The sequence below is a fragment of the Youngiibacter fragilis 232.1 genome, from assembly GCF_000495435.3.
GTDB classification, from domain to species: Bacteria; Bacillota; Clostridia; order Clostridiales; family Clostridiaceae; genus Youngiibacter; species Youngiibacter fragilis.
In genome coordinates, this window is sequence record NZ_AXUN02000206.1 from 1 (window position 1) to 12,233 (window position 12,233).

Consider the following 12,233-nt stretch of genomic DNA (forward strand, 5'->3'; position numbering starts at 1 on the left):
ATCGAAAATTTACGGATTAAAGTTACTTATTATCAATCTTCATGAATATCCTTTTTATCAACATTTGACCTGCCATCACAACTATTGTTGTTACGATGACATATATCCAAAGTTTTATATTATATTCCTTTCGTATATATGATGCTCCTAATATCCAGGTAACAGCCCATATGAGATTAATAATCATAAATAATGGTTTAGAAACTTTATTTCTCATATTTCCCCTCTCCTAAATATATCATTCAGTTTCTCCTCCTTGTATTCAGTATTTTGTAACTTGCTGCATTGAAATACTAATTACCATTAATTTACTGTTATTATAGTGGGTAAGTCAAAAACATATTCCATTTTCTATAAAGGTTTGAATAAAACCCTATTCCTATGGGTTATTCCAGTCCAGGGATTGTATGATTTAATAGTACTACGGAATATTCAAAAGACATAGTTGTTTTACTATATGAATGCTGGCACCTTGGTCTTAAAATCTGAAAATTTTGTATAGGCATGTGGAACATAGCTGTGAACGATGAATTTCTTGATATGGCTAAGAAAAGTAATATAAGCCTTGTTTCAAAACTAAGCGGATATTCATCTTAAGTCTGAATAAGGACTCTCCTAACTTTTACTCTGATTGTAATAAGCCCACAATACACTTTGGAAGGCAATGCCGAAAAATATCTAATGATTCTTTGCTGTTACTTATGGTAAGGTTCATTTTTAATTATCCTATAAGCCCTGTAAATCTGCTCATAAAGGCAGACGGTGTTTAGGGCGGGTGACAGGTCCATAGTAGTGAGGGATATTGATTCATCTGCAGTTGCGTACTTCATTCCTATGATGAATGCTACGCTGGAGATCCCGGAGGTTGCAAGATTTGAGAGCTCTCTTGAGAACTCTTCCGATGACAGGCTCCGGCCTCTTGGCCTTATCTGTATGACATATGCTTTGCCGTTCAGGGCAGCTTCTAAAGAGGAGCTGTCCTTTATCTTTGTGAGCTTGATCTTGCAGTATCTTCCAAGACGCTTAGCGTATTCGCTTATTGCATCATTATAGTAGTCTTCAAAAAAGGTATCGATGACGAAAATCTCAAAGTTCAAGACTTCTTCCTCCTGAATAGGTTTAGTTTGAGTATACATCATTAATGATATAAGGGGATCGCAAATCTGAAAAATTAAATTGCTTGCAATCAAATTGTCTTTAATGTTTGTACTAATTAGTGTATATTAGTGCCATGGGAAATAAAAAAAGCTATGGAACACAGAATGATTTGAATCTGAAGCTTGTCATTGCGCTGAGCAGGGCGACCACTGGTCTCCATCGGGGAGCTTCAAGGAACATGAAGGAAAATGGCCTCACACCGTCCCAATTCGAAGTGCTGGAGGTGCTTTACCACAAGGGGGCAATGAAGGTGTGTGAGATCAAGGAGAAAATACTGGCATCCAGCGGAAACATGACCGTCATACTGGCAAATCTGGAAAAGGACGGGTATATCGGAAGGATAATGTGCGAGACCGACCGGAGGTCATTCATACTGGATATAACAGAGAAGGGAAAGGAAGTCATGGACAGGGCATTCCCGCTGCATATAGCGTATCTTGAAGATACGCTTAAGAACCTGGATGAATCTGAAAAAAGGGAAATCATACGGCTTCTCAAGAAGATGCAGGGACTTGGTGGAAACGATGAGGGCAAGTAGGTTCTTCGGCTGGAGAACGGTAAAGACTGCAATTGGGGCAGCTGTTTCGATGATCATAGCTGCTGCGATCGGGCTTGAATACAGCGTAGCCGCAGGTGTCATCACCATACTGAGCGTCCAGAATACCAAGAAGAAGTCCCTTGACCTTGCTGTAATGAGGGTAGGGTCAACTTTGCTTGCCCTATTTATAGGTGCAGCCGCATTCTCAATACTTGGTTACTCCCCATTTGCCTATGGAGTGTATCTGCTGTTCTTCATTCCCAGTGCGGCAGCTCTGGGCTTCAATGACGGAATAGTACCGAGCTCGGTGCTTGTGACCCACCTGCTTCTTGAGAAGTCGGTGTCATTGCAGCTCCTGGGCAACGAAGTCATGCTTATGGTGATCGGAGCCGGTGTAGGCATCATTCTCAACATCTACATGCCAAACCTCGAAAAGCAGCTCAACAGGGATGTCGTTGAGATTGAAAGGCTGATGAAGAAGGTGCTCTCGAGCATGTCAGTCAGCCTCTCTACGCAGACAGTGCAAGTTGACGAGGAAAGGCTTTATGGAGAGCTTGATGCAAAGCTCAAGGCAGGCTACGAGAGGGCTTTGAAGGATGCCGGTAACCATCTGGTAAGCGATGTAAGGTATTACCTCAAGTATATGGAGATGAGGAGCGTCCAGTTCGGGATAATGAAGAACATGAGGAAGCTTTTCGAAAGACTGAATGAATCCTATGAGCAGACTAAGCTTGTTGCGGCACTCACGGACCTTGTTGCTGACCAGTTCCATGAATCAAACACTGCAAAGGAGCTTCTTGAAGACCTTAAGGGCTACAAGGAGATATTCAGGAACATGGAGCTTCCGAAGAGCAGGGATGAGTTCGAGGTAAGGGCTTCGCTTTTCCAGTACATCAATGAGCTTGAGCAGCTCCTCGATGTCAAGCGTGAGTTCGTGGACAGTCTTGATGATGAAGACACGGAGAGATTCAGGACGACCCTGTCAGAGAGCAGAAAATAAAAAATGGTGGCTGCAGCAGCTTTAATGTATAAGCTTCTGCAACCACTTATTTTTTCTTCTTCTTTTTGAGGGACGACCGTTTGTATTCCAAAAACTTTATGACATCCTGCTTGTCCTCGTCAGGCCATAGATTGAAGTCATTAAGGTAGGGGTCCAGGATCTCATATGGGGATTTCTTTTCAAGAACCTTATCGGGTTCGCTTTGGTCCATCACTTCAGCTATCGGGAGCTCTAATGCCTTACCGAGCTTCAGTGTATTTTCCAAAGAGGGGTTGCTCCTTCCCCTTTCTATGTCGCTGAGAAAGGTGACAGATATTCCGGCAAGCCTCGCAACCTGCCTCTGTGTCATATTAAGTTCGATTCTTCTGTGGCGTATCCTTTCCCCGATGTGCATCCAAATCTCCTAAATTCCGTATATGACGGATTATTGACATATAAAGTATACAACAAAGGAAGTATATTTTGAAGCTGTAATCTATACGCTGTTAACGTAATATAACCTTGAAATTATACGTCAGTAACGTATAATTTCATTAGGGGAGGTGTTGTTTTGGCAAGCATCGGAGACAACATTAGGATGGCAAGGAAGCAAAAGGGGATAACACAGAAAGTGCTTGGGGAGATGATAGGGGTATCCAACACATACCTTTCGGACATCGAAATAGGAAGGACAAATCCATCTATAAAGACACTCAAGAAGATTGCGGACGGACTTGAAATAAGTTACATCGAACTGCTGAAGGATACAGAATAGCAAGATGCGGGCATCCCACATGGGATGCTCTTTTCCGGTGCAGTTGTAGCCAGCCTGTCCTCCATGTATCATGTAGTTAGCTGAAATATTGGAGGAATAACAATGCCCTATAAAAAAGATAAGAGAAAATCACCATTGATAATATCAGCGATCACGTTACTCATCCTGCTTACTGGCTGCACCAGGGAGGCGAAGGGACAGGAGCCCCTGCCCAAAGATGAGGACCTGAGGATAGTAGTAGCCACAGATATACACTACCTTTCAACGAAGCTCAGGGATGGTGGAGAAATTGAAAAGTATGTGTATGAGAACGGAGATGGCAAGGAACTAGGCAACATGGACCTCATACTTGACGCATTTGTCGAAGACATGAGGAAGGATCCGCCTGATTTACTTGTGGTCACAGGCGACCTTACCCTGAATGGAGAGAAGAAGAGCCATGAGGACCTGGCGAAGATATTCAGGAAGATCGAGAGGTTTGGAGTCCAGGTAATAGTCACACCGGGAAACCATGACATAAGCAACGTCTATGCGAGAGAATTCAGCGGAGACAAGGTGGACTATGCAGATACGGTGAGTCCGGAGGAATTTGAGGACATATATGAGGACTTCGGGTTCAAGGACGCGGTGAAAAGGTCTGAAGGCAATCTGAGCTATCTGTACAAGGTAAGCGAAGACCTGTATATCGCCATGGTAGATTCAGCGGTATACAGGAACAATATCGAGAACGGATACCCGGCAACAGAAGGGATAGTATCGCAAAGCTCAAAGGTCTTCCTGGAAGAATCTGGAGCGCTTGCCAGAGAAAATGAAGCGGACGTCATAGTTGCCATGCACCACAACATGATGAACCATACCACGTTCATGAATGAGGGCTTCACGCTGGAGAATGCAGAAGAGATGAGGCTGCTGTTCAGGACGCAGGGCTTCAGGGTTAGCCTCTCAGGACATATACACATCCAGGACATACATTTTACAGAAGATGTCACCGACATTGCAACAGGAGCCCTGTCAGTATATCCGAACAAGTATGGAATAATCGATTATTCAGGCGGTAAGTTGAGTACGCCACAAAGTGGGTGGATATCGAAGGATATGCAAAGGAAAAGGGCTTTGGCGAGCATCATGACTTCATGTCAGATGCAAGGGAAAGGTTCAAGGTCTTTTCAGCAGTAAGACTGAAGGCGAGACTTGAAGGGCTTGTCGATGGGGCTTCAGTATCGAGACTAACTGAGCTTTTGGGAGAGATCAACGCATACTATTTCGCAGGTGAGAAGGTTCCATCCTCAGTATTTGATGATTCCCTGACTGAACTCCTTCCTGAGGATGACAGGACCAGATTCTACATTGAGGACAGGAAGTCAGGCGACCTGTATGAGAACAACAGCCTTATACTTGACCTTAGGAAGCAGGGCAATTAGGACAGTGAGAAGATGGATGACCAGGTTTTCGGCAAAGAATATACGAACAATCTGGAAGAATATGGAGATAAATGAGGGGCCGCCGGCCCCTTTGCCATTTCGGGCAGAAAACACCAGATTTTGATAAGTGAAAATGATTGTCAGTTTGTCAGCGAAATGTGAGCGATAACAGGACAATTTCCAACTGAACATATGAATAAAGATGATATTTGTAAAAATCAAATGAGCGAACAAAATGCCTTGAATGTGCCGCAACATACGCATAAAATTAACGATGTAATAATTTCAATGAGGTGGAAAATGGAGAAACTATTCAAGCTGAAAGAGAACAACACCACTGTAAGGACGGAGGTTCTCGCGGGAACTACCACTTTCTTGACAATGGCATATATCATACTTGTCAATCCGCAGATACTGGGGCTTGCAGGAATGGATACAGGCGCTGTCTTCGTAGCTACAATACTCGCTGCGGCAATCGGTACCTTCATAATGGGATTTGTTGCTAATGTTCCGTTTGCACAGGCACCCGGAATGGGGCTCAATGCATTCTTCACATTCACAGTCGTCTTCGGTCTTGGCTACACCTGGCAGCAAGCGCTTGGAATGGTATTTGTATGCGGACTCATCAACATACTCATAACAGTGACAAAAGTCAGGAAGATGATCATACATGCGATACCACACTCGCTCCAGTACGCAATTAGCGGAGGCATAGGCCTTTTCATAGCATACATCGGAGTTAAGCAGGCACACTTCCTTACCTTTACGGGAGAGGCGTTCAACCTTCTCGTTGACACAGGAGATGGCGGCGGCATTTATGCAGACGTGGTACCTGCACTCTCAAACTTCAAGGATCCTGTCGCGCAGGTAGCTCTCATAGGGCTGCTCGTTACCGTAGTGCTCATGCTCTTAAGGGTCAAGAGTGCGATACTCTTCGGAATAGTGGCATCTACTGTTCTTGGAATCTTCTTCAAGATAACCGAAGTGCCTGACCTTTCAACCATAAGCTTCGCAATACCGAGCCTCAAGCCAACATTCCTTGCGCTTGACATAGCGGGACTCTTCAACTCACCGCAAAGGATATTCATATCGCTCACGACGATTTTCGCATTCTCACTTACAGATACCTTCGATACTATCGGAACCTTCCTTGGAACCGGAAGAAAGTCAGGGATATTTGACGAAGCAGACGAAAAGTCCGTAGAGTCCGGATCAGGAATGTCATCAAAGCTTGAGAAGGCCCTTTTTGCGGATGCAACCGCAACATCAATAGGAGCGCTTCTTGGAACCTCCAACACCACTACCTATGTGGAGAGTGCTGCAGGCATATCCCAGGGCGGAAGGACAGGACTCGCTTCAGTTACAACAGGAGTACTGTTCCTTATGGCACTGTTCCTTTCACCTCTTGCACTTATGGTACCGGGAGCTGCTACAGCACCGGCCCTCATAGTTGTCGGCGTGCTCATGGCAGACGGCCTCAAGAACATAGAATGGGATGACCTGGCCATAGCCATACCGGCATTCCTCATACTTGCGCTCATGCCGTTCACCTACTCCATATCAACAGGAATAGCATTCGGATTCCTCTTTTACTGCCTCTCAATGTTCGTAGTGAAGAGAAGCAAGGAAGTACATCCGGTCCTATACGTCGTCACACTTCTGTTCCTCGCATCCTATGTGCTTAACGCGCTGATATAGCAAGAAAATTTATGCTCCTGACATGGAAAGGATCCCTAAGGACTTCCGTGTCAGGAGCATTTTTTAATGTTACATTGTCACAATGCTATGCCTTGCTGTTACCTCATATTTGCATCTTTAACTGAATGCCTTTTTTATCTTCTTGGCTCAGGATTCAAATACGACCGATACGCACTCGGGACTGTATATGTCAGACCTTAGGATCTCAAGTCCTCCGGTCTCCTGGTCCACACTGTAAAGGGAGAGGTTGTCGGTATCCATGTTTGCGAGAAGAAGGTACCTGCCATCAGGAGAGATGTTGAAGTCCCTCGGGTGCTTGCCATATGACGGCACTATATCAACGACTGAGGTCGTGAAAGACTCTGTTACCTTGAATATGGTTATGCTTTCATGGCCGCGGTTTGAGGTGTATATGAACCTGCTGTCATTGGAGATCCTTATTGCTGCAGCGATGCTATTCCCTTGGAAATCTCCCGGAAGAGCTCTGGAACAATGGATTATCCTGTAGCTTCCATCCCTGAAATCAACCGTGAAGACTTCCGATGTAAGCTCAGACAGGACGTAGGCTATCTTTTCTGTCCTATGGAAAACAAGGTGCCTCGGGCCGCTGCCGGCCGGGAAGTTTATGGAGTCCTTTTTCCTGAGCTCGCCGTTGAAACCGTAGATCCATACCCTGTCAGTACCCAGGTCGCAGACAAGGATATCCTCATTATAAGGATTCTTATGGGCGAAGTGTATATGTGAGCTGTCCTGCCTGCCTGTCACAGGACCTGAGCCCTCATGGCTTATGGATTGGCTTCTGCCTGTTATTGCACCTTCCTCTATGGCATACAGGTCAAGGTTGCCGGCATGGTAATTGCAGGCCAGCAGTCCTTCTGGAATAAGGCTCAGGTAGCAGGGAGGGGCCTCTCCTTCTGCAGTCGATATTCCTGTCACCTTCTTTTCATGAATATCAATTGAGGCAGCTCCTGATGCATCCCCATGCTTCACTACAGAATAAAGGATGTTTCCATCAGCGCTTAGTGTGAGATAGGCAGGGTTTCCAATCTGCATGAAGTCTTCAGTCCTGAACTCCTTCCCGTCAAAAGCGAACCTTCTGATCCCTGTGCTTTTTCTTCTTGTATAGGACCCGAGGAACCCGGTATATATTGTCATATGATCACCATCTTTCAAAAATCCGGCTGCAAAGCCATGGCCTTGTTAACCCTATGAGGTTATGATAACATTAGTGGACTTGTAAGGAGATAATTATGGGAAAAGATTTTAAAAATATTAATATTAGCAGTGACCTTCTTAGGTCAGTTGAAAACCTGGGATTCACAGAGATGACTGCGATCCAGGAAAAGGTCATAATCCCCGCCATGGAGGGAAGGAACATATTGGGTTCTTCCTCTACAGGCAGTGGAAAGACCCTGGCATTCCTAATGCCTGTCCTTGAGAGGACATCCTGGGAGGACATGAAGGCTTCTCTTATGGTGCTTGCGCCATCAAGGGAGCTTGCCCTTCAGATAAGGGATGACTACGACACTTTAGGTAGATACAAGAAGCTTAAGGCTGTGGCCTTGTACGGCAAGCATCCGTTCAAGGAAGAGGAAGCATCTCTCAAAAACAGGCACCACGCCATATGCGGCACACCAGGTAGGGTCCTCGACCACATCAAGAGGGGGACTCTGGATACTTCCGCAATAAGGTTCCTCGTCATAGATGAGGTTGATGAGCTCATAAGCAGGGGCTTCAGGGATGATGTGCTGGCTATCGCAAGAAGCCTGAAGTCTGTCCGGCAGACACTGATGTTTTCAGCGACCATTGGAGAAGAGGTCCGGGGTATAGCATCGGAACTCCTTGATGACTACATTGTCATAGAGTCAGAGGACGAGGGGAAGCTGAACATAGAAGTTGAGCATTTCAAGGTTGAGAACAAGGACAAGTTCAAGGCGCTCCTTTCATTGATATATGGAAGGAAGCCCAGGAGCATGATAATATTCGTCAACACCAAGGATGAATGCGGAAGGCTGAAGGATGACCTTGAGAAGAAGAACATTGACTGCCTTAAGATCCATGGAGGAATGCTCCAGGAGGACAGGCTGAAGGCCATGGAGGCTTTCAAGGCAAGACAGGTGCCTTACCTTGTCGCGACTGACGTTGCTGCCAGGGGCATTGACGTGCGCGACCTGGACATATCCCTTAGCTATGATTTCCCGGTGGAGAAGGAAAGCTATGTCCACAGGATGGGAAGGACAGGGCGAAACTACAGGGAAGGCAGCGCAATCTACTTCATTGCAGAACATGACGGAAAGAACGTCAGGGATGTGGAGAATTTCATAGGCAGGAGCCTTGGTGAGATACAAGAAATGAACTATGGACCGCTTAGGACCGGAAAGGACAGCTTCAGGGAGTTCCAGAAGGAGCTAAGGAAGAACAGGCCGAAGAAGACCTCAGTCCATAAGGATATAACGAAGATCTATATCAACGGCGGAAAGAAAAAGAAGATAAGGCCTATGGACATTGCCGGTACGCTACACTCGATACCGGGGATAGAGCCGGAGGACATAGGGATAATAGATGTCCAGGAAAACGGGTCCTACATAGACATCCTCAATGGAAAAGGGGATATTGCGATACAGGGTCTGTCAGAGAGTAAGATCAAGGGTAAGGAGCTTAGGGTCGAAAAGGCCAGGAAATAACTGAATGTAACTGCTGATGTATGCCTGGGGGGGGGTGCCAGGCCATTGCATCAGGAAGGTTTTGTTCCTGCAGATCTGTGACTAATTATCAAAAAAGATTATTTTCATATTTTTATTTGCATATCGATAATTTGTGTGATACAATCATTCAGTGATTTAGAATTATCATAATATTATTAGCTTAGGATTAATAGTTTTTGTACGATCACCTTGCAGCTTGCTGCGAGGTTTTTTTATGGAGTCGCGCTTGTGCGTACACTGAAACTTGTCTTAAGCGGAAGAGGTAAAGAATGGAAAAGAAATTTGCGGAACTCGGCTTAAGAGAAGATGTCCTCAGGGGAATCAGCGATATGGGATACGAGGAGCCATCAGCCATACAGGCTGAGGTCATACCTGTACTCCTTAGCGGCAAGGACGCGATCGGACAGGCACAGACAGGAACAGGAAAGACACTTGCGTTCGCAGCGCCGATACTGAGCAGGCTCACACCGAAGGGAAAGGTCTCAGCGATAGTCCTTACACCTACAAGGGAGCTCGCAATACAGGTCAACGAAGAGATCAACACGATCGCGAAGCATGTAAGGGTAAGGCTTCTCCCGGTTTACGGCGGACAGCCGATAGACAGGCAGATAAGGGCTTTGAGGAGCGGAATCGACATAGTAGTCGGAACTCCGGGAAGAGTCATTGACCTCATGGACAGGGGAATACTTCATCTTGAAGAGGTTGACTTCCTTGTGCTTGACGAGGCTGACGAGATGCTCAACATGGGATTCATCGAGGATATCGAGAGGATCATGAGGGACATGAACGAGGAAAAGCAGACGATGCTTTTCTCGGCAACAATGCCAAAGGAAATAAAGACACTTTCAAAGAGATACATGAAGGAAGACAGGGAGCACATAACAGTCGTGAACAACACCATGACCGTATCAACTGTCGACCAGTTCTACTTTGAAGTAAAGCACTCAGACAGGTTCGAGTCACTCTGCAGGATCATGGATGCTGAAGAGATGGACTCAGTGATCATATTCTGCAAGACAAAGAGAGGCGTCGACGAGCTGGTTGACTCACTGTCCGCGAGAGGCTACAATGCAGCCGGTATGCACGGAGACATGAACCAGAACCAGAGAATATCGACACTTGCAAAGTTCAAGGAAAAGAACCTTGAATTCCTTGTAGCTACAGACGTAGCGGCAAGAGGAATAGACGTCGACAACATCTCCCATGTCATAAACTATGACCTTCCGCAGGATACGGAGTCCTATGTACACAGGATAGGAAGGACAGGAAGAGCCAGGAAGGAAGGAATAGCCTACACTCTGGTAACTCCAAGGGAATACCTCCAGCTCAAGGACATCGAGAGGATGACCAAGGGCAAGATAAAGAGGAAGGATATTCCTACAATAGACGACATATTCAGCTCCAAGTACAAGAACATCCTCAGCAGGATAACGAAGGAGCTTGAGGACGAGAAGTACAAGAGATTCGTTCCGCTTGTTGCAGAGCTCGATGAGAACTACAACATGATAGACGTATCTGCAGCGCTCATGAACCTCATATACAAGGATGAGCTGAGCTTTGAGTATACACAGAACAGCCTGACGAAGCCTAAGACACAGGTAAGGCTCTTCATAAACGTGGGCTCCATGGACAAGCTTTCACCAAAGAAGCTGCTTGAGTTCCTTACAGAGCATGCCGGAACAAACAGCGATGACATAGGCACCATCGACATACTTCCTAAGTTCACTTTCGTGAATGTCAAGGATGGCGTCGAGGACAGGGTCGTCAAGTACTGCAGCGGTAAGAAGCTCTCCGGAAGAAGAGCGAACATCGAAGTCGCGGCAAACAGAAAGAAATAGTCACTTCAATGAGACGGGACCTTCGGGTTCCGCCTTTTTATTTGCTTCATATTGGTAAAAAAGAGGTTGGATGATACACTGAATGTATGGAAAAGAAACACGTATTCTCCAGGGAAACGGGCAATATGTGTCATCAATGTATTTATAGGGAGGACAGGTATGATCGTAAATATAGTAGAAAGGCATTTCCTGAGCAAGGAGGCTGCCGACTTCATCAGAACTGAATCAGGTGAAGAGATCATCGATATCATGGACATCGAGGAAGGAAAAGATACGCTTGTTAAGGCTGAGGTGATAATCTCACAGAGAAAGCTGACAGATGAGCTGGTAAAGGAATGCAGTAACCTGAAATGGATACAGTCATTCAGCGCCGGAGTGAATATCCTGCCCCTTCAGACACTGAAGGAGCTGGGCGTAGTTGTCACAAACACATCCGGGATCCACGCTCCCCAGATGACTGACCTTGCAATGGGAATGATACTTGCATTCTCAAGGTCGCTAGTCGAGCACATAAGGTACCAGAAGACCCTAAGATGGACTCAGGAGTTCAGCTATGGAGAGCTTCTGGATTCTGAGCTGCTTATCGTTGGCTCAGGCAAGATCGGAGAGATGCTTGCATTGAAGGCAAAGGCCTTCGGCATGAGGACCGTCGGAATAAAGAGGACAGTGAAGCCTCTTGAAAATTTCGATGAAGTCAGACCTGTATCTGAACTTAAGGATGCAATGAAGACTGCCGACTATATTGTGATACTTCTGCCGCTGACCCCTGAAACCAGGAACCTTGTAGATGCTGAGGCTCTAAGCTGCATGAAGGAAAGCGCTGTATTCGTGAACCTCGGAAGAGGACCTATAGTGGATGAGAATTCACTCATTGAGATCTTAAGGAAAAAGAAGATAAGAGGCGCTGCACTTGATGTGTACAAGAGGGAACCGCTCCCGGACGACAGTCCCCTATGGGAGCTCGACAATGTCATCATGACGCCTCACGTGGGCGGTTGGGGGCCTGGAAACGAGATGCGCGGGGCAAGGCTCGTGGTTGACAACATAAGAAGGTTCAGGAATGGGGAGAAGCTGATAAATGTGGTAGATCCTGATATGGGCTACTAGACCAGCTATAAAAT

General features: G+C 46.0%; 13 protein-coding genes. 9 read left to right on the forward strand and 4 right to left on the reverse strand.

Translation table 11 applies throughout. The annotated features are described in order from the left end of the window. Positions 1–22: 22 nt before the first annotated feature. Positions 23–217, reverse strand: a complete 195-nt coding sequence (locus T472_RS15790; RefSeq protein WP_023384188.1) for a hypothetical protein — start codon at positions 215–217, stop codon at positions 23–25. Between the two features lie 478 nt (positions 218–695). Next, positions 696–1,097: a 23S rRNA (pseudouridine(1915)-N(3))-methyltransferase RlmH gene (locus tag T472_RS15795; protein ID WP_023384186.1), complete on the reverse strand. Its 402-nt coding sequence runs from the start codon at positions 1,095–1,097 to the stop codon at positions 696–698. Positions 1,098–1,231: 134 nt separating this feature from the next. Between T472_RS15795 and T472_RS15800 the strand changes: the two genes are divergently transcribed. Both T472_RS15800 and T472_RS15805 read left to right on the forward strand, forming a co-directional pair. Beyond that, positions 1,232–1,696: a MarR family winged helix-turn-helix transcriptional regulator gene (locus T472_RS15800; protein WP_023384183.1), complete on the forward strand. Its 465-nt coding sequence runs from the start codon at positions 1,232–1,234 to the stop codon at positions 1,694–1,696. Then, a complete protein-coding gene (locus tag T472_RS15805; protein WP_023384181.1) occupies positions 1,683–2,696 on the forward strand; it encodes an aromatic acid exporter family protein in 1,014 nt (337 codons plus the stop codon). Before T472_RS15800 ends, T472_RS15805 begins: the two co-directional genes overlap by 14 nt. Positions 2,697–2,742: 46 nt before the next feature. On the opposite strand, the gene T472_RS19420 is transcribed toward T472_RS15805, so the two are convergent. Continuing rightward, entirely contained in the window at positions 2,743–3,090 is a 348-nt protein-coding gene (locus T472_RS19420) for a helix-turn-helix domain-containing protein (RefSeq protein WP_023384178.1), read from the reverse strand. A 156-nt stretch (positions 3,091–3,246) separates the two neighbouring features. Between T472_RS19420 and T472_RS15815 the strand changes: the two genes are divergently transcribed. From T472_RS15815 to T472_RS15830, 4 genes are all read left to right on the forward strand, one after another. Then, entirely contained in the window at positions 3,247–3,450 is a 204-nt protein-coding gene (locus T472_RS15815) for a helix-turn-helix domain-containing protein (RefSeq protein WP_040907937.1), read from the forward strand. 102 nt (positions 3,451–3,552) lie between these two features. Next, positions 3,553–4,626, forward strand: a complete 1,074-nt coding sequence (locus tag T472_RS15820) for a metallophosphoesterase family protein (protein ID WP_052011838.1) — start codon at positions 3,553–3,555, stop codon at positions 4,624–4,626. Next, positions 4,584–4,871 (forward strand): hypothetical protein, encoded by a 288-nt coding sequence (locus T472_RS15825; protein ID WP_052011839.1) that lies wholly within the window; start codon positions 4,584–4,586, stop codon positions 4,869–4,871. Before T472_RS15820 ends, T472_RS15825 begins: the two co-directional genes overlap by 43 nt. A gap of 300 nt (positions 4,872–5,171) precedes the next feature. Then, complete coding sequence (locus T472_RS15830) at positions 5,172–6,569, forward strand: NCS2 family permease (protein ID WP_023384176.1); 1,398 nt, start codon at positions 5,172–5,174, stop codon at positions 6,567–6,569. Positions 6,570–6,716: 147 nt separating this feature from the next. On the opposite strand, the gene T472_RS15835 is transcribed toward T472_RS15830, so the two are convergent. Further along, positions 6,717–7,724: a lactonase family protein gene (locus T472_RS15835; protein ID WP_023384173.1), complete on the reverse strand. Its 1,008-nt coding sequence runs from the start codon at positions 7,722–7,724 to the stop codon at positions 6,717–6,719. A gap of 95 nt (positions 7,725–7,819) precedes the next feature. On the opposite strand from T472_RS15835, the gene T472_RS15840 reads away from it, so the two are divergent. The 3 genes from T472_RS15840 to T472_RS15850 all read left to right on the forward strand — a co-directional run bounded on the left by T472_RS15840 (position 7,820) and on the right by T472_RS15850 (position 12,219). Further along, positions 7,820–9,253, forward strand: coding sequence for a DEAD/DEAH box helicase (locus T472_RS15840; RefSeq protein ID WP_023384171.1), 1,434 nt, complete (start codon positions 7,820–7,822; stop codon positions 9,251–9,253). A gap of 290 nt (positions 9,254–9,543) precedes the next feature. Then, complete coding sequence (locus tag T472_RS15845) at positions 9,544–11,112, forward strand: DEAD/DEAH box helicase (RefSeq protein ID WP_023384169.1); 1,569 nt, start codon at positions 9,544–9,546, stop codon at positions 11,110–11,112. Positions 11,113–11,271: 159 nt separating this feature from the next. Beyond that, the gene (locus T472_RS15850) at positions 11,272–12,219 is read left to right on the forward strand and encodes a D-2-hydroxyacid dehydrogenase (protein ID WP_023384166.1); all 948 of its coding nucleotides are present in this window, start codon (positions 11,272–11,274) and stop codon (positions 12,217–12,219) included. The last annotated feature ends 14 nt before the right edge of the window (positions 12,220–12,233 follow it).